At 23.0% G+C, this 25,813-nt stretch carries 24 protein-coding genes and 1 tRNA gene; 12 read left to right on the plus strand and 13 right to left on the minus strand.

Going from position 1 to position 25,813, the window contains the following annotated elements; all coding sequences use genetic code 4:
* The first annotated feature begins 155 nt into the window (after window positions 1-155).
* The 3 genes from ACXX88_RS02455 to ACXX88_RS02465 are packed head-to-tail and all read left to right on the plus strand — an operon-like array spanning window position 156 to window position 3,124.
* Window positions 156-1,487, plus strand: coding sequence for an RNA polymerase sigma factor (locus tag ACXX88_RS02455; protein ID WP_458559490.1), 1,332 nt, complete (start codon window positions 156-158; stop codon window positions 1,485-1,487).
* The gene (locus ACXX88_RS02460; RefSeq protein WP_458559491.1) at window positions 1,480-2,256 is read left to right on the plus strand and encodes a Nif3-like dinuclear metal center hexameric protein; all 777 of its coding nucleotides are present in this window, start codon (window positions 1,480-1,482) and stop codon (window positions 2,254-2,256) included. The genes ACXX88_RS02455 and ACXX88_RS02460 overlap by 8 nt, the downstream gene beginning before the upstream one ends.
* Window positions 2,257-2,281: 25 nt before the next feature.
* Entirely contained in the window at window positions 2,282-3,124 is an 843-nt protein-coding gene (locus tag ACXX88_RS02465) for a deoxyribonuclease IV (RefSeq protein ID WP_458559492.1), read from the plus strand.
* Between the two features lie 8 nt (window positions 3,125-3,132).
* Here ACXX88_RS02465 and tsaD read toward each other — a convergent pair whose 3' ends face one another.
* The 13 genes from tsaD to tpiA all read right to left on the minus strand — a co-directional run bounded on the left by tsaD (window position 3,133) and on the right by tpiA (window position 15,592).
* Complete coding sequence (gene tsaD, locus ACXX88_RS02470) at window positions 3,133-4,080, minus strand: tRNA (adenosine(37)-N6)-threonylcarbamoyltransferase complex transferase subunit TsaD (RefSeq protein WP_458557293.1); 948 nt, start codon at window positions 4,078-4,080, stop codon at window positions 3,133-3,135.
* 6 nt (window positions 4,081-4,086) lie between these two features.
* Window positions 4,087-5,280 carry a replication-associated recombination protein A gene (locus ACXX88_RS02475; RefSeq protein WP_458557294.1) on the minus strand — a complete coding sequence of 398 codons (1,194 nt, stop codon included), beginning with the start codon at window positions 5,278-5,280 and terminating at the stop codon, window positions 4,087-4,089.
* The gene (locus ACXX88_RS02480) at window positions 5,273-6,646 is read right to left on the minus strand and encodes a DUF2130 domain-containing protein (protein ID WP_458559493.1); all 1,374 of its coding nucleotides are present in this window, start codon (window positions 6,644-6,646) and stop codon (window positions 5,273-5,275) included. Before ACXX88_RS02480 ends, ACXX88_RS02475 begins: the two co-directional genes overlap by 8 nt.
* A gap of 80 nt (window positions 6,647-6,726) precedes the next feature.
* Entirely contained in the window at window positions 6,727-7,863 is a 1,137-nt protein-coding gene (locus ACXX88_RS02485) for a hypothetical protein (RefSeq protein WP_436359045.1), read from the minus strand.
* A 39-nt stretch (window positions 7,864-7,902) separates the two neighbouring features.
* Window positions 7,903-7,993 (minus strand) — tRNA-Ser (locus ACXX88_RS02490).
* Window positions 7,994-8,049: 56 nt separating this feature from the next.
* Window positions 8,050-10,167, minus strand: coding sequence for an NAD-dependent DNA ligase LigA (gene ligA / locus ACXX88_RS02495; protein ID WP_458559494.1), 2,118 nt, complete (start codon window positions 10,165-10,167; stop codon window positions 8,050-8,052).
* Between the two features lie 12 nt (window positions 10,168-10,179).
* The gene (locus ACXX88_RS02500; RefSeq protein WP_436359041.1) at window positions 10,180-11,103 is read right to left on the minus strand and encodes an energy-coupling factor transporter transmembrane component T family protein; all 924 of its coding nucleotides are present in this window, start codon (window positions 11,101-11,103) and stop codon (window positions 10,180-10,182) included.
* A gap of 1 nt (window position 11,104) precedes the next feature.
* The gene (locus tag ACXX88_RS02505; protein WP_458557299.1) at window positions 11,105-12,010 is read right to left on the minus strand and encodes an energy-coupling factor transporter ATPase; all 906 of its coding nucleotides are present in this window, start codon (window positions 12,008-12,010) and stop codon (window positions 11,105-11,107) included.
* Entirely contained in the window at window positions 11,995-12,804 is an 810-nt protein-coding gene (locus ACXX88_RS02510) for an energy-coupling factor transporter ATPase (RefSeq protein WP_436359038.1), read from the minus strand. The genes ACXX88_RS02505 and ACXX88_RS02510 overlap by 16 nt, the downstream gene beginning before the upstream one ends.
* Before the next feature lie 14 nt (window positions 12,805-12,818).
* Complete coding sequence (locus ACXX88_RS02515) at window positions 12,819-13,190, minus strand: IMPACT family protein (RefSeq protein WP_458557300.1); 372 nt, start codon at window positions 13,188-13,190, stop codon at window positions 12,819-12,821.
* The gene (locus tag ACXX88_RS02520; protein ID WP_458559495.1) at window positions 13,190-14,416 is read right to left on the minus strand and encodes a YbhB/YbcL family Raf kinase inhibitor-like protein; all 1,227 of its coding nucleotides are present in this window, start codon (window positions 14,414-14,416) and stop codon (window positions 13,190-13,192) included. Before ACXX88_RS02520 ends, ACXX88_RS02515 begins: the two co-directional genes overlap by 1 nt.
* Before the next feature lie 80 nt (window positions 14,417-14,496).
* Window positions 14,497-14,763, minus strand: coding sequence for a 30S ribosomal protein S15 (gene rpsO / locus ACXX88_RS02525; RefSeq protein ID WP_436359033.1), 267 nt, complete (start codon window positions 14,761-14,763; stop codon window positions 14,497-14,499).
* A gap of 100 nt (window positions 14,764-14,863) precedes the next feature.
* Entirely contained in the window at window positions 14,864-15,592 is a 729-nt protein-coding gene (gene tpiA, locus ACXX88_RS02530; protein ID WP_458559496.1) for a triose-phosphate isomerase, read from the minus strand.
* Between the two features lie 160 nt (window positions 15,593-15,752).
* On the opposite strand from tpiA, the gene asnS reads away from it, so the two are divergent.
* From asnS to ACXX88_RS02575, 9 genes are read left to right on the plus strand one after another with little or no spacing between them, the layout of a single operon-like run.
* A complete protein-coding gene (gene asnS, locus ACXX88_RS02535) occupies window positions 15,753-17,099 on the plus strand; it encodes an asparagine--tRNA ligase (RefSeq protein WP_458559497.1) in 1,347 nt (448 codons plus the stop codon).
* Between the two features lie 14 nt (window positions 17,100-17,113).
* A complete protein-coding gene (locus ACXX88_RS02540) occupies window positions 17,114-18,109 on the plus strand; it encodes a glycosyltransferase family 2 protein (RefSeq protein WP_458559498.1) in 996 nt (331 codons plus the stop codon).
* The gene (locus ACXX88_RS02545; protein WP_458559499.1) at window positions 18,082-18,783 is read left to right on the plus strand and encodes a hypothetical protein; all 702 of its coding nucleotides are present in this window, start codon (window positions 18,082-18,084) and stop codon (window positions 18,781-18,783) included. Before ACXX88_RS02540 ends, ACXX88_RS02545 begins: the two co-directional genes overlap by 28 nt.
* Window positions 18,770-20,962, plus strand: coding sequence for an ATP-dependent helicase (locus tag ACXX88_RS02550; RefSeq protein WP_458559500.1), 2,193 nt, complete (start codon window positions 18,770-18,772; stop codon window positions 20,960-20,962). The genes ACXX88_RS02545 and ACXX88_RS02550 overlap by 14 nt, the downstream gene beginning before the upstream one ends.
* A 4-nt stretch (window positions 20,963-20,966) precedes the next feature.
* Window positions 20,967-22,532, plus strand: coding sequence for an MHO_4530 family protein (locus ACXX88_RS02555; RefSeq protein ID WP_458559501.1), 1,566 nt, complete (start codon window positions 20,967-20,969; stop codon window positions 22,530-22,532).
* A gap of 1 nt (window position 22,533) precedes the next feature.
* On the plus strand, window positions 22,534-23,667 hold the full coding sequence (locus ACXX88_RS02560) for a WavE lipopolysaccharide synthesis family protein (RefSeq protein ID WP_436359026.1): 1,134 nt from the start codon (window positions 22,534-22,536) through the stop codon (window positions 23,665-23,667).
* Window positions 23,648-24,640, plus strand: a complete 993-nt coding sequence (locus ACXX88_RS02565) for a hypothetical protein (protein WP_458559502.1) — start codon at window positions 23,648-23,650, stop codon at window positions 24,638-24,640. Before ACXX88_RS02560 ends, ACXX88_RS02565 begins: the two co-directional genes overlap by 20 nt.
* Entirely contained in the window at window positions 24,631-24,993 is a 363-nt protein-coding gene (locus tag ACXX88_RS02570) for an HAD hydrolase family protein (protein ID WP_458559503.1), read from the plus strand. The genes ACXX88_RS02565 and ACXX88_RS02570 overlap by 10 nt, the downstream gene beginning before the upstream one ends.
* Window positions 24,977-25,732, plus strand: coding sequence for a sugar phosphate nucleotidyltransferase (locus ACXX88_RS02575; RefSeq protein WP_458559504.1), 756 nt, complete (start codon window positions 24,977-24,979; stop codon window positions 25,730-25,732). The genes ACXX88_RS02570 and ACXX88_RS02575 overlap by 17 nt, the downstream gene beginning before the upstream one ends.
* The last annotated feature ends 81 nt before the right edge of the window (window positions 25,733-25,813 follow it).

The following is a 25,813-nucleotide window of genomic DNA, read 5'->3' on the forward strand; positions in this document are numbered from 1 at the left end:
AAGTGACATTTTATATTGGGAATGGGGGGTGACATTTTATTTCTGTTTTAATAATTTATTTCATTATTGAATAAATAAAATCATTTTTATGGTATAATTTTTTATACTTTTTAATTGATAAATTTAATTAAAATCTAAAAAACTTAAGGTGACAAATGGCTAAAGATAAAAACTTATCAAATTCATACACAACAATTATAAATGCATTACAAAAAGAGTTAGCAAGACAAAAAAAGAAGAAAAAAGATAAAACTTTTCTTACTCAAGATGAAGTTTTTAAATTTTTATATGCAAAAAAACTTTCTATAGATGAAGATGAAGCAATGGACTTGCTTCCAGTTTTAATTTCTGAAAAAATCTTAAATGACGAAAGTGATAAAGGTGATTTTGACGAAATAAATGAAAAAGAGATAGAAAAAGAAATATCTAAATCTAAAAAAAGAACTAAAAATAAAAAGATATCTGATGAAGATGTTGATTTTGATGATATCGATGAAATTGATGATTTAGAATTAAAAGATTATGATTCTGATGATGTTTTATCTATGGAAGATGATGAAATTTTTGAAGAAGATTTTAACTTAAACGATTCTCAATACAGAAATAAACTAACCGAAACTAATGATATTATAAAATGATATATGCGTTGAATTGGTAAATATGGAAAATTATTAAGCCAAGATGAAGAAATTGCTCTTGCTAAGCAAATTAAAGAAGGTGGTAGAAAAGGTAGAAAAGCTCGTCACACATTAATTAATAGAAATTTAAGACTGGTTATAAATAATGCCAAAAAATACAAAAATAGGGGTTTATCCTTTATAGATTTAATTTCTGAAGGTAATTCAGGGATTTTAAAAGCCGTTCAAAAATATGAATTTGAAAAAGGATATAAATTCTCAACCTATGCAACTTGATGAATTAGACAAGCAATAACAAGGGCAGTTGCTGATCAAGCAAGAATCATAAGAGTTCCTGTTCATATGGTAGAAACAATTAATAAATTGACTAAAATTGAAAGAGAATTACATCAAAATTTAGGAAGAATACCAACAGATGAAGAGATTGCTGAAAAAATGGAAGATGATTTTACAGCTGAAAAAGTTCAATATATTAGAAAAATTAATATTGATCCAATTTCATTAGATAAACCAATTGGTAAGGAAGATGATTCATTCTTTTCTGACTTCATAAAAGATGAAACTGTAATTTCTCCTGTTGATTTTGCTTCAGGAAAAGAATTGGAACAAATTTTAAAAGAAATGCTTAATAAAAATCTAGATGAAGATGAAAGAATCTTAATAATGAAAAGATTTGGTGTTGGTGAAAACGAACACGGAGAAAGATATAGAATACATAGTTTAGAAGAATTAGCTAATGAAAAAGGTGTTTCAAAAGAAAGAATAAGACAAATTGAATCAAAAATTTTAAGAAAATTAAAAATAACTCAGAAAAAAAGAAAATTAAAAGATTATTACCAAGGTGAATAATTCAAAAGAATTTTCTTTATTTCTTGATTCAATTTTCCCTCAAAATTCTAAAGAAGATTGAGATAAGGTAGGGTTTTCATACTTTTTTGATAATGAAATTTCTAAAGTTCTCATTTGTTTAGATTTAACTAAAAAAGCATTAGATTATGCGATAAAAAACAATTTTAATTTTATTTTAACTTATCACACTTTTCTTTTTTATAAAGGATATTTAAAAAACACTTTTGAAAAAGAACCTTACAAAAAATCAATGCATAAATTAATAAAGAAATATAAAATTAATGTTTTTTCAATTCATACCAATTTGGATTTTTTACCAAATAGCGGTGTTAAATCTATACTTGAAAAAATCAATTTAGAAGGTGATTTAACTCCTGTAAATAAATTTAATTCTATTGTTAATTTAAAAAGCGAAATCTCTTTTTTTGAATTGATAAACAAAATTAAAAATATGCTAAATTTAAATAATTTGCAAACAAATTTGCAAAAAAATAAAAAAATTAAAAAAATTGTAATTTTGCCAGGAGCTGCTGGTATTGAAAATATATTAGAAACTTATAAAGTAATTAAAAATAAAGCTCTTTACATCACTTCAGACTTAAAATGAAATGAATTGTTAACAATCAATAATCTAAAAATTGATTTATTGGTAGTTCCGCACTCAATTGAAAAAGCAAATATTGATTTTATGTATAAAATAATAAAAAAATCTTTAACCAATTTAAAAGTAGAAAAATATTTGGAAAATGAATTTATAATAAATATATAATAATTTAAAAATTAAAAGGAAAAATATGATTAAATTAGGATCACACGTTTCATTCAAAAAACCCAATTACTTATATGGAGCAATTGAAGAATCTATAAAAAATGGTGCAAATTGCACAATGATTTATTTAGGAGCACCACAAACAACTTTAAGAACAAATGTTTCTAACTACAAACTATTTGAATATTTAAAAGACTATAAAGAAATAATAAAACCAGAAGACATAGTGGTACATGCACCATATATAACTAATCCAGCAAATCCTGAAAAAGCTGATTTTGCTAATAAATTTTTAATAGAAGAAATAGAAAGAATGAATTATATAGGTGCTAAATATTTAGTTTTACACCCTGGTTCCCATACTACATTTTCTAGAGAAGAATCACTTAAACAGTTAATTAAATCCCTAACTTTTATTTTAAATAATACAAAAAATGTAGAAATTATACTTGAAACTATGTCTGGAAAAGGTTCTGAAGTAGGAATTAACTTTGAAGAATTACTTTTTGTTTTGAATGAAGTGAATAATCCCAGAACAGGAATTTGCATTGATACCTGTCATATTTGAGATGCAGGTTATAATTTGGAAAATTATGACGAATTTATAAATGAATTAAAACAAAAAAATATTTTAAAACATTTAAAAGTTATTCATCTCAATGATTCGAAAAATCCTTTAAATTCGCACAAAGATAGACACGCAAACATTGGAGAAGGTTTTATTCCTAAAGAAATTCTTAAAAAAATTGTACACGATCCTTTATTTGATAATATACCTATTATATTAGAGACTCCTTGAAAAGAAGAAGGACCAATTTATGATAAAGAAATTGCTTTTCTGCTAGATAAAGAAAATAAAAATAACTAGGTTTTACCCTAGTTTTCTTTTATCAAAATTTCTGCTGCCTTACAGATCATAGCAGCATTATCAGTGCAATATTCCAATTTAGGAATTATAGAATTTGAATGTAGTTTAACAAATTCATTTCTTAAATGTTTATTAGCAGAAACTCCACCTGCAAGAACTATAGAATTAGGTTGAAATTCTTCAATTGCCATTTTTATCTTTTCTATTAAATAATCAACAATAGTTTTTTGAAAAGAATAAGCTATTTCTTCAACAGGAACACTTAATCTTCTATTTTCAAAGTTATTTATAATATTTATAACTTGTGTTTTTATACCACTTAAAGAAAAATCGTATTTTCCTTCCGTTTTTGGTTTTGAAATTTTTATATTATTAACAAATTGACTTTGTTTGCCTATATTATCAAAATATATTTTATCAATAATTGGTCCGCCAGGAAAGGATAAATTTAATTTTCTAGCTATTTTATCATATGCCTCACCAACTGCATCATCTAAAGTTTCGCCAATTATTTCTATTTGCTTAGGATTTTTAGCATATAAAATTTGAGTATGTCCCCCAGAGACTAAAAGGGAAATAGCCGGATAAATTATTTCATTATCTATTGCACCTGAAAAAAAATGACCATTTAAATGATTTATCGGAAATAAAGGTTTATTTAAAATTAATGAAATTGCTTCTGCAAATAATTTCCCTATTTGCAAAGAACCAATTAAACCAGGTTCTTTTGTAAATGCTATATAATCTATTTTATTTAAGTCTATTATCTTTTTTATTTCTTCTAAAATAATAGCTATATTATTAACATGTTCTCTTGAAGCGATTTCCGGAATTGTACCTCCATATTTAGCATGAATTTTGATTTGACTAAATGTAATATTAGAAAGTATTTTACCGTTTTTTAAAATAGCTACAGATGTGTCATCGTGTGAAGTTTCTATACCTAATATTGTCATTTTTCTTTATTTTTCCTTTATTTTATTCAAATATTCTTTTAATTTTTGTTCATTTTTATTATTACCAAATTCAAAAAATTTATTGTTTTTTATTTCTGAAGGTAAATATTGTTGATCAACATAATTATTTAAAAAATCATGTGGATATAAATAATTTACCCCGTGATTAAATTTTTTAGCACTTTTATAATGAGAATCTTTTAAATGATCTGGAATTTCATATATTTTACCATTATCAATTAATTCAGAAACTTTTTGCATTGCTTGATAAGTTGAGTTGCTTTTTGGACTTAATGCCAATTCAATAATGATAGTAGAAAGCGACAATCTAGCTTCAGGCATTCCAAGTCTTTCTGCTGAATCAATTGCTGCCATAACTTTCAAAGAAATGTTAGGATGAGCAAGACCTATATCTTCATATGCAACACAAAGCATTCTTCTATATAAACCATCAAAATCTCCGCTTTTAATAATTAACATACCATAATATAAAGCTGCATCAGGATCACTCCCTCTTAATGATTTGTGAAAAGCACTTAAATTATTATAATGTGAGTCAGCATTTTTATCGCTGTAAAAATTAACATTTGGTAATAATTTTTCGATAACTTCTTCACTTAAAGGTTCATTTTTGCTTAAAGTTAAAACAAAATCTAAATTTCAAAAAATAGTTCTTATATCAAAATTTGATAAAAATATTATTTTTTCTATAATTTCTTTTGCTAAAATGAAGCTTTTTGAATGAAAAAAATTTATTATTTCTTCCAAAGAAGGCTTGTTGAATTTTAAAATTTGCATTCTGCTTCTAATTGCTGGATTGATTTTAAAATATGGGTTTTCTGTTGTTGTTGCATAAATTATAATTTGGTCTTTTTCCAAATAACTTAAAAGTAAATCTTGTTTATCTTTATTTAAACGATGAATTTCATCAATAATCAAAATGTCATTATTTTTAATTTTCTCTAAAAGCGAATCTTTATTTTCTATAGTTGCATTAAATGTAGTGTATTTTAAATTAAGATTTAAAGCTAAAACATTTGCAACTGATGTTTTTCCAATTCCGCTTTCTCCATAAAAAATAAAAGATGTTCTGTTTTTTAATTCAATTACTCTATTTAAAAGAAATTTAATATGCTCTTGACCTATAATTTCATCCAGTGTTTCTGGTTTAAATTTTTTCAAATCTAATTTTTTATTCATAAATTTTATCTATTTTTTTTGTTATTTTTTGAATAGCAAAATTTTCTATTTTATTTTTTACTGTGTTTAGGTGAATATCAACCACTAAACTAATAGATTCTTTTATTTCTTTTGCGTTTTTTTCTATTGTTTCTGCGTTTTTTAAGATTTTTTCAGTTTGTGTTCTTATGTGTTTAAGAGAATTATCTAAAATTTCATTTTTCATTTTATCAAATTGTTCTAAAATATCCTTTTTTTCTTGGAAAGTTATTTCAGCATCTGCTATTTTTTCTCTTTCCATTATAAAATGTTTAAGTAATGATAAAAAGGGAATTAAATATGCAGGTCTTATAACATACATATTTTCATAATCAAATACCTTAGAAATTAAAAAATCCTTTTCTGGTTCTAATTCGCTAACCAGAATAGCGAAATCAGCTTGTTTTTTAGTTTGGTCTCTTTTTAATTTATCATAATAATCAGAATTCTTTTTATTACCTGTTTCACCTTGACTTTTTGCTTCTATTATTATTTTTCCTAATAATTTTTTATTATTATTTCTACTATAAATATCATATAAAAAATCTGCTTTAGTATGATCTTTAACTTCATTATCTTTATAAAAAGAACAGTTGTTATCAAACGAAAGATTTTCAGAAGCTTGAGAAATTATTCAATTTTCTAAATCTTCACCGATAAGTTTTATATTTACATTTTTTTTCCTTTGTAAATCATTTATAGTAGTTTTTAGTTCAGTGTTTTCCTTAATTCATTTTTGTATTTCATTAGAATGTTGAATTTCTTTTTTAGTCATTTCTACTTGTGATTCACTTTGCATATTAAGTTTAATATTTTTCATTCTTTCTACTAAAGTTGCATTTTCTTTTCTTATGTTTTGCAATGAATCAATTAATTCAAGATATTCAAGAGATTTTTTATATTCATTTATAGTCTTAATTTCAGCATTAACTAATTCATGTTGTAATTGTGTTTTTTCTTTGATTAAATTCTCTTTTTCAGCAACTAAATTATCGATTTTCTTTATTTTTTCTGTAAATTCTTCATTATTTCTAAAATCTTCTATAGCTCTTAAAGAAGCGTTTTCTAATTCTTGTTTGTGATTTTTGATTATATTATTTTTTTCGTTTAAATCATTTTTAAAATTAATGAATTCTTCACTAGTTTTATACTCTAAAAGTGCTTGGTTTTTAGCTGTATTAAATAAATCATCGTCTATTTTTAAACGCACTTCATTTAAATAATTTTCTACACCTTCATCCTTATATTCATCTATAAAGAAAAAATCTCCTTTTTTTGCATCTTCCAAGATTTCAAATTTGATTCTTGGCTCATGTTCTATAATTCTAACTTTTATTTTATTTCCCATTTTTTTGCCTTTCTATATATAAATAATATTATATTAATTTTTACATTTAAACAGTAAAATTTCGAATTTTATTTTCACATTTACTCTTTTAAAATAAAATATTTACATTTCCCCATATTTTCTAAATAAATTAAAGAAAAATATTCTCCATAAGAACAATAATATAAATTATATTTAGAATGAAAAATGATAGTATTTCCATGTTCTGGACATAATTGCAATTCACTTGGTAAAATATATTTTCATTCATTTATTATTTCTTTTTTTGCAATAATTCTATTTACATTTTTATTAAATTCATTAAAAATTTTTAGACTTCATTTTAATTTTCAAAAGTCTTTCTTATCAATTTTTCTTTTTTTATATTGGAGCTTGAATTTTTTTCACTGGTTTTTATTTTCATTTTTAAAAATCAAAAAATCATTAATAGATTCAACATATTTATATACAAAAATAAATTGATATTCTTCTTCTAAAAATGATTTATTTTCCTGTAAAAAATTAAAATATTCATGTTTAGTATGTTTGTGTCTATTAAATTTAGAATAAAAAATTATAATTATTCCTATTATAGTAGGAATAAAAATTAAAAGCATTAAAAATAGTATAAGTAATCACTCTAAACCAGAAGAAAAAATTAAAATAAATAAAGAAAATAAAAATAAAATCAATACATAAAATAAAATTATTATTATTTTTTTTACAATATAAACAACAATATCTTTATGGTAAAAGAAACTATTAAATTTTTGTCTATTTTTTTTATATTCAATATGTTTTTTCCTATCAAATAATCATTCATTTATTTTTTTTCAAATTATATAATAGATAAAAATTAAAGTTGATTTAAATAAAGTGTTAATTATTAATGAAGATATAAATTCAAAAAATTTAATATTTCAAAATCAATTTTTTATAAAAATATCTGGTTTTTTTTCTTGTAAAATATTTTGAAATTGCTCAATTAAATTGTTAGATATTAAATGAAAAACATTAACAAATGAAAAAATAGTAGTTAATATTAGAACTGCTATTTCTATATAAATGGTAGGATTCAAAAATTTATTTTTTATTTTCATTTTTATTATTTCTGATAAATCTGAAAATTCAATAAATTTTTTTACTTTAAAAATTTTATTTTTTTCTTTTTCACTTAAAATAACGTATAAAAAAGCAATTATATAAAAAACTGTTATTGTTAATCAAATAAAACCCATTTTAAAATACCTATAAATGTAATAAAAGTAATAAAAAAATGGCGGGGCAAACAGGATTTGAACCTGCGCGGGCGGTTAAGCCCCTAACGCGTTAGCAATGCGTCCTCTTCAGCCTCTTGAGTATTGCCCCCCAAGTTTTTACTATATAATTATATAATAATTTGCTTAAATTAATAAGCATTTTTTTTATTTTTCAATAAGTTTATAAAATTCCTTTTCATTAATTATTGGAGTTTTGTGTTTTTCTGCTAATTTTAATTTAGATTCACCTGGTAAATCTCCAACAACTAAATAGTTTGTTTTAGAAGTAATTGTATTAGAAAGTACCCCAGAATTAGATACTACTAATTTTTTAAATTCATTTCTTGTTATGGATAAAGTTCCTGTAACAACAAAAGAAACATTTTCTAAATTTTTGCTTTCAATCTTATTGTTTTCCTTTATAAAATTCAAATTTTGTTCTTTTAATTTTAATAAAAATTCTTTATTTGCTTGAATACTAAAATAATTTTTTAATTCTTTAACAATGGTTTCACCAAATTTATTTACTTCTAAAAATTTTTCATAATCATAATTTAAAAGTTCATCAATATTATTGATCCTTTTACTAATTTCAATAGATGCTTCAACACCTATATTTTTAATTCCAAGTGCATAAATAAATTTACTAAATTCTATGGTTTTAGAATCATTTATGGCTTTTAATAATACAGTTGTGGAACGCATCTTAAAATTCTTAGTTCATTTTTTATTATTAGCACTAATTAAAGCAATATTTTTTTCTAACTCAAATACATCAATAACATTTTTTATTACGCCAAAGTCATAAAATTGTTTAATAGTTTTTTTAGAAAGTGTTGAAACATCGAAAGCATTTTTGGAAAAGAAGTGGATAATTTTTCTAACAATTTTGTCTGAACAATTTTCATTTTCACAAAATTGTTCTTTTTCTGTATTATGTAAAGGAAAATTACAACTTGGACAGTGAGTTAAAATATCAATATTGGTATTTTCGAATTTTTTTACAGATGAAATTACTTGTGGAATAATTTCTCCAGATTTTTTAATATAAACATCTTCTCCAATTCTAATTTTAAGATTTAAAATGTTTTGAAAATTATGTAAATAAGCTTTTTCAACTTTAGTTCCATTTAAAAAAACTGGTTCTAAATTGGCAACATAAGCAATTTTTCCTGTTCTTCCTGTTTGGTAATCAACTGAAAGTAATTTAGTTTTTACGATTTCATCATAAAATTTATATGCAATAGCTCCTTTAGGAAATTTAGAAGTATAACCCAATTCTTCGGAGAAAATAACATCATTTACCTTAATTACCATTCCGTCTATTTCATATTTCAAATCATCTCTATTTTTATCCACATATTCTATAATTTCCTGTATTTCAAGTAAATTATGTACAGTTTTTCCTATTGTATTTACAGGAAAATGATTTGTTTTTAAAAAGTTGATAGTTTGCGAAACAGAATTAATATTATGGTTAATAGGTTCTACAACTTGATAAAAAAATGCTTTAATTTTGTGCATTTCATCAGTGGAAACGTTTTTCAATTTTCTTACTATTCCTGCAGCTGCATTTCTTGGATTTAAAAACAAATTTTTTCTTTCTAAAGATTTAATTTTAGAGTTCGAGGATTCTTCATCGATTTTTTGTTGGTTATATTCATCAATTTTTGCTTGAATTTGTGAATTTAAATCAATAAAATCATCTTTATCAATATATATTTCTCCTCTAATTTCAATGGGTTTATCATATTTTATTATTTTCGGAAAAAATTCATCTTTTGTTTTTAATATATTATTAATGATATTTTCACCTTCAATACCATTACCACGAGTTAATGCTTTTATTAATTTACCATCTTTATAATGAAGAGCAACAGAAAGTCCATCAATTTTAGGTTCAATATAAAAATCTTTAATTTCCTTTATAACTTCTTGAGAATCATTCAAAAATTTTTGAATTTCTTCATATGAATAAGCTTTATTTAAAGATAACATCGCAAAAGAATGTTTAACTTTTTCAAATTGAGTAGAACTTATAGAATGAATTTTTTGAGTTGGTGAATTTAAATTTTCTTCTCAAGAAAATAAAGAAAAATATACATTTTCTAATTCTTTTAACTCTTTCATTTTGTCTTCATATTCTAAGTCGCTAATTTCTTGTGTATTTTCTTCAAAATACAATTTATCATGATATGAAATTTCTTGTCTTAAATCTTCAATAATTTTTTTAATTTCTAAATCGGTTTTTCCTTTTATTTTATCTTTTGTTTTTTTTCTCATAAATCATCCTTATTAAAATTGTTGAGCTGTATAAATTCAAAATAGCGGTAATGGTCCTATTACATTTTGTTCTACTAATATAACAAAAACTATAAAACTAATTAAAAATAATAAAAATAAGTAGTCAAATCATTTTAAATAAAGACGACGATATTTTGTTCTTTTTTCATAAGGATCATAACCTCTTACTTCCATTGCGTTTGATAAATCTTCTGCTCTAGAAAATGATAAAACAAATAGTGGAATTGTTAAGGTAATCATTGCCTTAACTTTATCATTAATTTTTCCGTGTTTAAAATCAACTCCTCTTGAAGCTTGTGCTTTAATAATTCTATTTGCTTCAAGTAATAAAGTAGGAATGAATCTAATTGCAATTGAAATAATCATCGCTATTACATTGGTATTAATTTTTACAAGTTTTAATGGGAAAATCAAATCTTCAATAGCTCTTGTTAATAATACAGGTTTAGTAGTATAAATCAAAAGAGTAGTGATTAAAATCATACAATAAATTCTTAAACCAAGAACAAAAGCCCTTATAAAAGATAAATTAGTATATTTTAAAGTTGTAAATTTTAAGTTCAATGAAAATCATTCTTGACTTATAAATTTATAAGATTGATCGTGATCTAAACCTTTTATAATGAATTCTGGTTTATTAAAATTACTTAAATCATTTAATATAAAAGAATAAATTATAGACATAAATAAAAATATAAAAATAGGTAACTTAGCTACTTTTATTAAGTGAAAAGGTTTTTTAGTGGTAACAGCAAACAAAATTATCATAGGAATTATTAAAAAAGAAAGAGTTAATAAATGTGTTGTTACAAAAAACAAAGTAATAAAAATAATATTAAATATTAATTTAATTCTTGGATCTAACTTATGCAAAAACGTATTTTTAGGTACATATTTTCCAATTACTATATTCATATTACTCCTTTATTAACTTATTTATTTCTGAAATTAACTCATTAATATTTTTAACTTTTGGAATATTTATTCCTTTTTGTTTTAGTTTATTAACAAAACTTAACAATTTAGTTGGTTGCATTTTATTATCTTCTAAAAACTCTGTATCACTAAGTATTTCGTAAGTGTCTCCATCTTTAATTATTTTACCTTCCTTGAATACAATTGTTCTATTTGTTCAAGTTAAAGCATTATCTAAATCATGAGTTACAATTACTATAGTTTTTCCTGCTTTGTGTAAATTATCAAAAATTTCCAAAGTTTCTTGAATCCCTACCGGATCTAAACCTGCTGTTGGTTCATCAAAAAAAATGATATCAGGATCCATTGCTAAAATTCCTGCAATTGCCACCCTTCTTTTTTGTCCACCTGATAAATCAAAAGGTGATTTTTGTAAATAAGATTCATCTAAACCAACAAGTTTAATTATATTTTTAGCTTTTTCAATAGCTTTTTTCTTTTCTTCTCCCATTGAAACAGCACCAAATATAATATCTTTTTCAATAGTTTGCTCAAATAGTTGGTATTCTGCAAATTGAAACACAACACCAACCCTTTTTCTTATTTGTTTTAACTCTTTACCTTTAACTCTTTTTGCAAAAAGTTTTTTCTTTTTTAAAATAACATTTTTCTGTATATTTTCTTTATTTTTGTTTTCATTAACATAAATAAATTCCACTTCACCATCGTCTGGATAAATTAAACCATTCATATGTTCGATAAATGTGGTTTTTCCACTACCTGTTTGTCCTATAATTGAAATGAATTCACCTTTATTTATTTCAGTTGAAACATCATCTAAGGCATTAAATCTTGAAGGTAAATCTTTATCATAAATTTTAAATATATTTTTTATTTTAATTTGCATATTTCCTCTATTAATTCATTTTCATCATATGTTGGTTTTATTTTATTTATTAAAGAAGAAATTTTATAAATAAATGGTGAATCTAATTTTGCTTCTTCTAATACTTTTTTATCATTTAAAATGTTTTTTGGAGATCCTTGTGCTATTACCTTACCTTTTGCTAAAACTATCACTTCATCTGCTAAAACAGCTTCATCCATATCGTGAGTTATAGAAATTAAAGTTTTTGTTCTTGTAGATTGAATTTCCCTAATTATGTTTAAAACATCGTGTTTTCCTTTAGGATCTAGCATTGATGTAACCTCATCAAAGATTATAATTTTAGGACTTAAAGCTAAAATGGAAGCAATTGCAACTCTTTGTTTTTGACCACCAGATAAATTTTGTGGTTCTCTTTCAAGATGATCTAGCATATCAACTTTTTGAGCTAAATTGAAAATTATTTCCTTCATTTCCTTTGGATTAACACATCTATTTTCCAAACCAAAGGCAATATCATCTTCAACTGTTGCACCAACAAATTGATTATCTGGATTTTGAAAAATAATTCCAATATATTTTCTTGCTTCATTTAAAGTGCTTTTGGATAATAAAATATCATTTATTCACACTTCACCTTTTTTAGGTTTTATAATTCCTGTTAAAATTTTAGATAAAGTTGATTTTCCCGAACCATTGTGCCCTAAAATGGCAATATATTTTCCTGCTTTGAATTCTAAATTTATATCATCTAATGCTAATTTTGCATTTTCTTCATCGCTGTAACTAAAAGATACGTTTTTAAGTTTTATCATAATTTTTAATTATACTATTTATTGCTTTTTTTATTATTATTTAATAATAAATTAGCAGAATTTATATAAGATCTAATCAAACCTCCTGCTCCGAGTTTGATTCCACCAAAATATCTAACAACAACAATGAGGCTATTTTCTATTTTTTTTATTTGAAGCAAATTTAAAAGTGGTTTTCCTGCAGTTCCTTGCGGTTCCCCATCATCGCTCATTCCATAATGTGTTATTCCATTAATATCAGTGAATAAAAAAGCATAACAAATGTGTCTAGCTTTTTTATGTTCTTTTTTTAGATTTTCAATTATTGTTTTTACTTCGTTTTTGTCTTTAATTTCATATAAAAAGGAGTAAAATTTAGATTTTTTAATTTCAAATAAGTTATTCATTATTTTATTTTAAATTGAATATTTCCTTCTCCTACAACATGGGATTTTATATTTTCTAAAACATCTCCCAATGAAATAACATCAAAATTTTCTCTTTTTACAAAATTGATTTTTTCATCTAATGCATAAATTGTTAATGTATAAATTCCGTTTGAATCTGAAATATTTGGTATTTTTACCAATCCATAATCGTTTGCTATATACCTAAATATCTCATTATTTTCTCCAAAATCACTAGCTATTCTTTGTGCAAGGTGAGTACCAAAAGTATTAATATAGTGATATTTTTGTTCTTTATCAATGTTAAATTGATTAATTACTCTTGAAGGAATTTTTATGAAGTTATCAGTTTCTAAATTCACATTTTCATTTTCTAACTCAGTTCTAATTCAAAATATTAAAGGTGTAGCATAGTTTTTTACTTCAGCGTTTCCTAAAAGTGTCACAACATAACTTTTAGCTTCATTTATTTTGGAAAATTCTAAAGGTAGAGATATTGAATGAAACAAATTATTATGTTTTTGTGCTACATAAAATTTATTTAAAAATATTTCATTGTTTTCTCTATAAAAAGCACTAGATTTAATTTCAATATTTGTCTTTTTATTACCTTTATAAAAGAAAATTTTATCTTTTTCAAGTCCTTTGTTTAATTCCTGACTTTCTTTGTTATTTTCTACAAATCTATCATTGATAAAAACATATTTTGTTCTATATAAAAAAGTATAAAATCCTGAATCGATAACTTTTCCTTTTATCAAATTTTGAAAATCGTCAAAAAATAATTTATCTTCTTTATTAAAATTTGAATTTTTTAAAATGTCTTCTGTATTTAAAGCATAAATTCTTAATTCATAATTATGGTCACTTTCTACAGGGAATGGTCCTACATAAACGCCATTATTTTCGATTGAAACAATTTGTTCCAGTAAATGTTTTTTAGCGAAGGCTGACATAGAGTTTTCAAATTGAATAATTTTATCTTTATTTTGAAATGAAAAATCCCAATCTACCCTATTTTTCTTTATATTTGCGGCAATTCAATGAATAAAAGGTACTCCTAAAGATTTAGAAGCTTCCTTATCAATTAATGTTATAGCATATGATTTAGCATTTTTTACTTTTGACCATTTTATTGGGAAACTTACAGAATTGTCTTTTAAATTAGAATTACCAAATTGAGTTTCCAAAACACCATTTTTTACATTTTTTACAATTATTTTCATAAATTAAATTTTAACAAAAAATACACAAAATTAAACTTAAATAATTTAATCTTGTGTATTTTATAAATAAATTGAAAAAACTATTTTCTAATATTAAGTTTTTCAATAGTTTTTTTGTAAGAATCAAAATTGTTTTCTTTTAAATATAATAAAAGTTTTTTACGTTTATTAACTTTTGCCATAAATCCACGTTTTGAATGTTTATCTTTTTTATTAACTTCAAAATGTTTTTTTAATGATTCAATATCTTCAGTTAAAATTGCAACTTGAACTTCAATCATACCTGTGTTTTTTTCGTTTCCACCGAATTCAATTGTTAATTCTCTTTTACGTTCTTTTGAAACCATATTTTCTCCTTTGATTTAATCCCAGCAAAAACTTGAACGAATGTTAAAACCGAGAAAAAATATTTTATATTAATTTTATTAATATTTAAATTTTATCACATTATTTGTTTAATGTTAATAATTTTATGAAAGAATCTGCTTTTAATGAAGCTCCACCTACAAGTGCTCCATCAATATCTTTTTGATTCATTAATTCTTCAATATTTGTTGGACTTACTGAACCTCCATATTGAATAACAACATCATTATGTGTGTTTTCTCTTATAAATTCACAAACTTCTTGTGCTATTTGTGCAGTTGCTGTTTTTCCTGTACCAATTGCTCAAACAGGTTCATAAGCAATTACAATTTTAGAAAAATCTTCTACATTTTTTAAAGAATTTTTTAATTGATGTAAAATAACATCTTTTGTTTTATTATTTTCGTATTCTTCTAATGTTTCTCCAACACAAACAACAGGAGTTAATCCTTCTTTTAATGCTTGATGAACTTTTAAGTTAACTAATTCATCTGTTTCACCAAAATATTGTCTTCTTTCAGAGTGTCCTAAAATTACAAAAGATACAGATAAATCCTTTAACATAGATGCAGAAATTTCCCCTGTATATGCACCAGAATCAAAATTTGAAAAGTTTTGTGCTACTATTTTTAAATTTGATTTTTCAAATAAAAATAAATTAGTAAAAGGTGCAGCAATTCCGAAAGTAACTTCATCTGAAATTTTTGTTTTGTTTTCACTGTATAATCTACTAAATTCATCTAAAAATGCTTTTGTTTCTTGAGCATTTTTATTCATTTTTCAATTACCAATAATTGTTAATTTTTTCATTTTTCTCCTTAAAAAATAATCATTATTCAAATTATACTAAAACTCTTGAATTAATAAAAAAATTAATTATTTTATTATAAATTTCAATAACAAAATCTTCAGTTTATAGTAAAATTTAAATAATATTAATATAATAATAAATGTTAGAAAGCAGGCAACAATGAAAAGTATAAAAAATGTAATATTAAATGCTAAAGAAAATGATAAAAAAATTTTTAGTATTCAAGGATGACTAACAAACTTAAGAGGAAATACAAAAATTAAATTTTTAGAAATAAATGATGGTTCTACAATAGTTAATTTGCAGGTAGTTTTAAAAAACGAAAAAATCAATTTACAAGAAGTCGATAAGGCAAGGGATGGAGCAGCTATTTATGTTAAAGGTGTTTTAAATTACACTCCAAATTCAAAACAACCTATCGAACTTCAAGCTGATGAATTTAAGTTATTAAAAAATACAGATGAAGATTTTCCAATTCAGAAAAAAGAAATTTCAATGGAATTTTTAAGAGAAATACCTCATTTAAGACACAGAACAAAATTAATAAAAGCTATAATGCTAATTCGTTCTACTTTGGCGATAGAAATTCATAAATTTTTCTCTAATCATGATTTCCTTTATGTTTCAGCACCTATCATAACTTCTAACGACGGAGAAGGAGCAGGAGAAACTTTTGTTGTGGATTCAGAAAATGAAAAAATGTTTTTTGGAAAAAAAGCAACTTTAGGTGTTACTGGTCAATTACACGCTGAATCTTATGCAATTGGAATGAAAAAGGTTTATACTTTTGCTCCAACATTTAGAGCTGAAAATTCTCACACTAAAAAGCATGCAGCAGAATTTTGAATGGTTGAACCTGAAATCGCTTTTTACGAATTGCAAGATGTGATTAAATTATCTGACCATATGCTAAAAACTGTTATTAAAAACACTTTAGAAAAACATAAATTAGAATTTGATTTTTTAGAAGAAGTTGTTGATAAAAACTTGAGAGAAAAACTAAATTTATTTTTAAACAAAACACTTTCTATTATCGATTATAAAGACGCTATAGCAGAATTAGTAAAAGTAAAAGATATTTTTGAAGAAAAAAATATTTATTTTGGTTTAGATTTAGCTACAGAACACGAAAAATACTTAGCAGAAAAATTATTTAACGGGCCTGTTGCTGTTATAAATTATCCAAAAGAATTCAAAGCTTTCTATATGTATCAAAATGATGATAATAAAACAGTTGCTGCTTTTGATTTATTAGTTCCAGGTATTGGTGAATTAATTGGGGGTTCCCAAAGAGAAGTTCGTTATGAAAAATTACTACAAAGAGTTCGTGAATTATCAATCCCAGAAGACGATTTAAAATGATATTTAGATTTAAGAAGATTTGGTGATGCTGGTTCATCAGGATTTGGACTTGGTTTTGAAAGACTTGTTATGTATGTTACAGGAATCGACAATATTAGAGATACTATTCCTTTCCCAAGAACAGTTAATAACTTAAAAATGTAAATAAAGGAGTAAAAATGAAATTATCAATATTAATCCCATCATATAAACAAAAAAATGAACTTAAATCTCTTTTAGACTCTTGTTATGTTCAACAGAAAAATGAAGATTTTGAAGTTATTGTCACAATTAACAAACCTACAAATGATGAATTGAATTTAGTTTATGAATATAAAGAACTTTTCAAAGATAAATTAAAAATTTTAATTAATACAAAAAGACAAGGTGTTATTCGCGATATTTTTGATATGCTTACAAAAGCAGTTGGAGAATATTTTATTGTTGTTTTTCCTGAAACTAACTTAAAAAACTTTTTTGTCAAAAGATTTATTGAAATTGAAAAAAAATACAAGGTTGACATTATTGAATTTAAGCCTAAATTTAAAGGTTTTTTTCAATTAGAACCTAAAAAAAGAATTCAAGACAATAAAATTTTTAAAATTCAAGAAGACAAAAAGGTAATTGCATACACTTTTCCAATTATTTTTAACAAATTTTTTAACACAAATAAATTTTTAGAAATAACAGCGAACACAAATTTTAAAGATGCTAGTTCTAAATATTTGATTGAAATACTATACAAAACACTACCCTTTTTAGAAAGTTATGTCTATATCGATGAAATCATCGTTAATGAATGAAATAATGAAATAAGCATTTTTAACCCTTCACAAGTTATTAGGGACTGAAAAAATATTGAAAATTTCACAAGAGAAAATAAAATTGAATTTATGGAAGAGATTTTATATGCCAAACTTTACTTTTTACAAATTTTTATTCCTGTAATTTTAGGAGTAACTAAAAAATCTCTATTAACAAGACTATTAACAAGACAAGAAGAATTTCCAATAACTGTTTTAAAATATTATGAAAAATTAAAATTATTAAGAAAAAATGAATTTAATTTACTTTTATCAGTAAATAAATACATCCTATTAAACAGTAACGAAAGTAAACTTATTACAGAAAATACAGCCCCATCAAAATGACATTCAATTTCCAAAAAAATTTAACTAAAGCAGAAGCGAGTATTTCAATAAAGTTTCTCTCTTCTTTAATTGATATTTTATTATATTTCTCTTTTGCTTTTTCTTCTTTAGGTTTTTTATTCTTTTTAATATTTAAAAACGATTATAACTTAGCTTATTATTTTTGACTTTTCTTTCAAATTATATTTATTTTGGCTTTCCAATTACTCATTCCTTTGTTAAATCAAGGCAAGAGTATTGGAAAAATAATTTGTAAATTAGAATTACAAACAGAAAAAAAAGTAAACAAAAAAGAATTACTTTCTTGCTTATTAAAAAGAAATTTATTTTTTTCTTTAAATTGAGTTATATTAATTTTTCTTTTTATTCTTTTAATTAACCCTGAATTATCACAGAAAATTGTTTCTAGCAACAGTTTACTAAAAGATAAAAATAAGCAATTTAGTAATTTGACTTCATTAGAAAAAGTTTTAATAAATATTTTTATTGCTTTTTCTAACTTTAACTTTATTTTGCTTTTAATTTTATTTTTTTTCAACATATTTAATCCAAAAAAGAACATCATAAATATTTTTTCCAAAAGCAAATTAGTATACAAAAACAAATTCATCGAAACTCAAAAACCTTTAGAAATTAAAAACCTAAATTGAACCAAAGTGCAATGAGACACGAAAGGAGATTATTATGAAGAATGATAATAATGTAAAAATTCTCTCAAATTTAAATGATAAACAAAAAAGTGCTGTTGTTTATAATCAAGGTCATCTTCGAATAATTGCCGGAGCTGGTAGTGGTAAAACAGGAGTATTAACAAGAAAAATAGCTTACTTAATTGAAAATCAAATTACTGATGCTAAAAAAATTTTAGCAGTTACTTTTACTAATAAAGCCTCAAACGAAATGAAAGAAAGGGTTATAAATTTAGTTGAAGAAAAAGGAAATGAAGTTTTTATAAGTACTTTTCACTCTTTATGTAACTATATTTTAAGAAGAGAAATCACCAATCTCAAAGATTATAATTCTAATTTCGATATTCTTGATTCTTCAGATCAAAAAAATATTTTAGAAAACATATATAGAAAATTAAAAATAACAAATAGAGACATTAATTATTCAACTGTTTTAGAAAAAATTTCTAAATGAAAAAATTTAGAAATTTTGCCAGAAGAAATAGATATAGATAAATTAGAAGAAGATGATGAAATAATAGTTGATCTTTATACTGAATACTCAAAAGAATTAAAATTATTAAAAGCATTAGACTTTGATGATTTAATGATTTTTACCGTTAAAATCTTTCAACAATTTCCAGAAATAAAGGAAAAATGAAGAAATAAATTTTCTCATATTCTCGTTGATGAATTTCAAGATACATCAGAATTGCAATTCGAAATTATTAAACATTTAACAGGAGAAAAAAATATTTTAACAGTTGTTGGAGATCCTGATCAAACAATTTATACTTGAAGAGGTGCTGATGTAGAATTAATTTTAAATTTTGATAAATTTTTCCCAGGTGCCTTAACAATTACCCTGGATCAAAACTACCGTTCTACCAATCAAATACTAAATGCAGCTAACTCTTTGATTAAAAATAATAAAAATCGTTTAGAAAAAAACTTATTCACCGATAATATTTCAAATGAAGAAATTATATTTCACCATTCTTTTAACGTAGAAGTTGAAGCTAGATGAGTTGCAGAAGAAATAAATGATTTAAAAAGAAAAAAGGTTCAACTTAAAAATATAGCAATTTTATATCGTTCCGGTTTTTATTCAAGAGCTTTTGAAGAAGCTTTAATTAAAGAAAATATCCCTTATCAACTTTTAGGTGGAACTAAATTTTTTGAAAAAAAAGTTATAAAAGATTTAATCGCTTATCTAAAAGTCATAAATGATGGTTCAACTGTTGGTTTACTAAGAATTATAAACATTCCTTCTAGAAAAATTGGTCCTTCAGCGATTCAAAAATTAACTGAATATGCAAACAAAAGAAATGTTGCCCTTTTTGATTGTTTAATTGATTATTTCACTAATAGAAAAACTTATATGAAAGAAGAAGGATTTGAAGAATTACCTTTAAATCATTCTCTTCAAAAAGAACTGGTTGATTTTTTAAATTCTATTAACTTCGCAAGAAAACTGCTAAAAAGTGAAAAAAGTATCTCCTTTGTTCTTGAGAAATTTATTGAAAAAATTAAATACATAAGTTCAAATAAAAACATTTTAGATAAACAGGATGCTCTAAATAATTTGCATAGTTTAATGCAAGGGATTAAATCTTGAGAATCTAAAAATCCTAATTTAACATTAAATGATTATTTACACGAAATTTCTTTATTAACAGATAGTGATGACTCGAACTATGAACCAAATACTGTAACTTTAATGACAATACACAGTTCCAAAGGTTTGGAGTTCCAAAATGTATTTTTAGTAGGAATGGCTGAGGGTATTTGTCCAAATAAAAGAACTTTAAAAGATGAAGAAAATATAGAAGAAGAAAGAAGACTTGCTTATGTAGCTATCACAAGAGCTAAAGAAAGATTATTTATTTCTGATTCTGGTGGAAACTATTTTGAAAATCAAGCATATTCTCAAACTTCGAGATTTATTTCAGAAATGGGAATAAAATCTGAAATTTTACAAAATTTCACAAAAAGAACCAATGATGGACAATTAAACTATAAAAGAAATGATAAAACAATAAATTTAGTTGTAGGTGATTTGGTAAATCACATTGTTTTTGGAGAAGGAATAGTTCTTGCTGAAGAAGGTGATACAATAATTGTTAAGTTCAAAAACTTACCTGAAAAAGATGCAACCAAAAAAATAATGAAACAGCACAAATCTTTAGAAAGGATAACACCTATCTAAGATTATGACTAAAAATAATTTTCAATTAGATCATTTAGGTATTATTTTAGTAGTTATTATTATTTTGTTATGTATAGCGGCATCAGGAATTTTATTTTTTGTTTATTCCAAAAATGAAAAACATATTTTAAAAAATAGTTCTATTATCATTCCTTTAAGTTTTGATGAAGAAAACGAAAGAATAAGAGTAATAGATTCTAAATTTAAAGACAGTGTTTTAGAAGTTTTTAAAAATAAATTAAATATTTATACAGGAAATTGAGTTAAATTAAATGATTTTATACTTTTAATTGATGCAAAAGATCGTAGCAAGTTTATTGAAAATATGAAAACTTGATCTAATAAAGAGTTAGATTTAAATATAATTGATAAAGAAAACAAAAAAGAAACAAATAAAAAATATAAATTTATTTTTTCAAATGAAGGTGGAAAATATATATTTATTTATAGAAATAGATATAGCAAAATAAATATTAAATTTTTACAAAAAATTGTAAAAAAAATTAAAATTATGAAAATCAAAAATTTTAAAACTAATAAAAGATTTTCCTTATTTTTCAATTTTTCTTTAAGTACATGATTTATAAATGAATCTATTTCCAAAAACATTTTAGAAGAACTTGTGTATAATAATTTTTTACTTTATTTTAAAATAAAACAACTGTTTTTAGAAGAAGGAATATTAATTCTAGCTTTTAATTCCAATAATAAAAGAAAAATAAACAAAATAAAATATAAACTATATAAGTTATTTTCAAAATTAAAAAATAATTTTTTCTTTTCAGAACAATCTGTTGTTATTATTGATAATAAAACTCAGCAAAATTCAAGTTCAGGAAAAATAAAAAAAATGATTAACTTCTCACTATGAAAATCTAAAAATGTTAATAAAACTATTGAACTTGAACATCCTTATTTTTTAGAATATACAGAAGAATTAGAAAAATACGATAAGGCTATTGAAGAATTTAAAGAAATTCTTAAAAAAGATGTAATAACAACAAACAAATTAGAATTAAGAAAAGGAAAAAGAAAAATTGGCGAAATAGAAATAGATAACATTCGCCCCGAAATTAAAAAATTTCTTTTTGTTAGAGAAAAAATAAAAATAGCTGAAAAAATTCTCAAAAAAGATATTGAGTTAAAAAGTGAAGAAAAAAATCATAATTTTATTTATACATATACTGATGTATTTTTAAATTATTGAAATAAATTAGATAAAAATACTTCTAATTTAATTATCAGAATTAAAAGTTATTCTATGTTTTTAAAAAAATTTAAAGAAGCATCCAAACATAAAGAATTAACTTTTGACAGATGGGGAATTTATGTTCAAAAAATAAATTTATCGTTATTTTCTATATTAAAAGAAATAAAACCTAAATTTTTAGTAATTTCTTACGAAATACTAAATAACATAGAAGATGATTCCTTTTTAATTTCTTTAGAAACATTAAATAAAATTTGTTCTACCAACAAAATAACAATAATTTATGAAAACAAAAATAATATAATTAAAAACGAAAGGATTCTTGAAAAAATAGGTTATAACTATTATTTCAATATTTAAAATGCAAAAAATCAATCAAGAAGATGTAACAATTTTAATTAACGGAAAATATGATAAATATACTAAAAAAAGCATTAATTCATTAAAAAAACGTTTTCCTAAATCAACAATTTTGGTATCATGTTGAGAAAATGATGAAATTGATGAAAATCCTAAAGTTAGTAAATTTATTTTAAACAAGGATCCTGGTGGTTTTTATATAACTAAATTTAAATATGGTATTAATATTAATAGAATTATTGTTGCAACTCAAAATGGTTTAAAAGAAGTTAAAACCAAATATGTTTTAAGAATTAGAAATGATTTATATTTCAAAAACGATAATATTCTAAATGATTTTGCAAGTTTTTTCCACAAAAGAGATGAAAAATATAAAATATTTGAAAAAAGATTAATTTCTTCTACTTTTTTTAGTTGTGATTACAATAATTTAAGTTATGGTAAAATTGATTATGCTTATTTACATATATCTGACTGATTAAATTTTGGATTAACAACAGATGTGAAAAAATTTTGAGAACCAGTTCAGTTAATAAAAGACTTAAATGAATTTGCTTATTTTAATAAGAAAAATGACTTTCTTCCTGTAAAAATGCATCCAGAAAATTATTTACCTCAGTTCGTTTTTAAAGAAAATACTAATTTAAATTTAGAAGAAGTTGTTGGTGATGATTTAAAGAAAAAAGAAGAATTTGACAAGTATGTAAATGAAAATTTTATAACTTTAGAATCTAAACAAATAGGTTTTTATAATTTAAAATCCAGATATAAAGCGGTTACCAAACTTTCTTTACTAAATCTTGCTACACAGCCTTTTAACAAAAAATATATTTCTTTTTTAAAATATTATATAGATACATATGAACCTAATTGAAAAATAGCAAATAAATATAAGTTTGAAAGAAAAGAACAACTTCCTAGCATACCTTACAAAATACCTACAAAAAACTCTAAAATTCAATTTACTTTTTTTAAGTTAGCAATAAAATTTTGTATCAAAGAATTATTTAAACAACATTTAATTAAAATATTTTTCATCTTTTCTAAGAAAAATATTTTAAAATTAAAGAAAGAAAAATCCCAAAATAAAGAACATTATCTAAAGGAATCTACAAATGACAGAAAAAATAAATAAAGAATTTTTATCAAGATATTTTAACTCAATAGAAAAGAAAAATAACTTGATATATAAAAGTTCTGCTGATAAAAACAAAATATTAGATGAATATTATTGATTTATAAAATTACCTCAAAACTTAAAAAAATTCATCCCTAACATTTATTTATATCAAGAACTAAACGATTTTAGTACAATAGTTATGGATTTTGTAGATTTTCCTAACATTTATAACTATTTACAAAAAAAAGTTTATATAAATAATTTTTATGAATTAATTGACAAATTGTTTTATGTATTAAAACAATTTAAAGATACTTCTTTTTTAAACCCTTATAAAAATAAAGATGATTCTTTATCTCGTTTTATTTATATTGAAAAAACAAATAATAGAATAAATCAAATAAATGAATCAGAATTTGTAGATATTAATAAAAAAATAATTTTTAATAATAAAGAATTGAAACCTTTTAATCAAATTAAAGAAAAAGTTTTTAATTTGATTGAAGAGAAATTAATAAATAGAGAGTTACTTTCAATTGTTCATGGAGATTTTTTCTTTAGTAACATTTTATTTGATGAAAAAACAAAAGAAATTAAATTAGTAGATCCAAGAGGTAGATTTGATTATTACAGAGATGTTATAGGAGATTTAAGATACGATTTAGCAAAATTAAGTCATAGTATTTCTGGAAAATATGACTGAATTGTACACAATAATTTTTCTTTCCAAGAAAATTCTAATAATTTTATTCTAAAAGAAAATTTTCCTTTTTCTGACAAAGAAAATAAAGAAATTTTGCTTTATTTTAATAAAAAAATTACTGAAATATTTCAAATTTCTTTTAATGAAATTAAATTAATTGAAGGTTTATTGTTCTTAACTATGATTCCGTTACATAAAGAATCTAAAATTCATCAAAAAATCTTTTATTTAAAATCTATTGAAATTTTCAATGATTTATTAAAATCGGAGGATAAATGAGAATAGTTATAGATTTAGATGGTACTATTTGTGAAATAAAAAAAGAAAATCAATCTTATTCCGAAGTAAGACCTTTGCCAGGAGCGAAAGAATTTATAGATGAAATGAAACAAAAAGGACACACAATTGTTATTAATACAGCAAGAAATATGCAAACTCAAGATCATAATATAGGAAAAGTTATGAAAAATATAGGATTAGTAACTTTAGAATGATTAAAGAATCATAACATTCAATATGATGAAATTTTTTTCGGAAAACCTAATGGTGATATTACAATATGCGATCGCTCCATCCACTTTGAAGGATGAGATAAAATTAATGAAGATTTTTTAAGAAAATATGCAAAAGAAAGATAAAAAAACACAAAAAGCACAGATTGTAATATTAATGGCGGGAAACGGAAAAAGGTTTAAAGAAAAGGGTTATACAACAGATAAACCTTTTATTGAAATAGAAAATAAAACATTCTTGGAACTAGCAATCGAATCTTTTGACAAGCAAAATACATTTATTCTTGTAATGAAAAAAGAATTTACTTCAATTTATAAAAAAGAAATTAGTTCTTTACAAAAAAAATATAAAATTAAAATTTTTACTGTAGATGAAACAACTACTGGAGCTGCTTCTACTGCTCTTTCTATTTGAAAAATTATTGATAATAAAAAACCTGTCATTTTCGCTGATGTTGATAATTTTTATTTAGAAAAAGAAGCACAAAATTTTTTAGAATATTCTCTACAAAACAAATTCGATGCTGCTGTTTCTACTTTTTATTCTACATCTAATAGTTTTTCTTTCATAAAACACAAAAATAATTTAGTTTTAGAAACAAAAGAAAAAGAAGTTATTTCTAATCAAGCAATTTCAGGTCTTTATTTTTTTAAAAATGGGAAAAAATTTATTGATTATTGTATAAAAATGCATATTTATAATAAAAAAATAAAAGAAGAATTTTATATGTCTAATATTTTTAATTTAATGCTAGAAAATAAAGAAAAAATAGGTTGAATGGCTTTAAGAGAAAATGTTTATATATCACTTGGAACTCCTGAACAACTTGAAAATTATTTAAATAATAAATCTTCTAAAAATTAGTGAATTAAAACTAAATATTTTTAAATTGTAAATTATTAATCAAAATGTCCTTTTTTTAGCGATATGAAAATAATAATTATT

This window comes from Mycoplasma sp. 5370, from assembly GCF_054343435.1.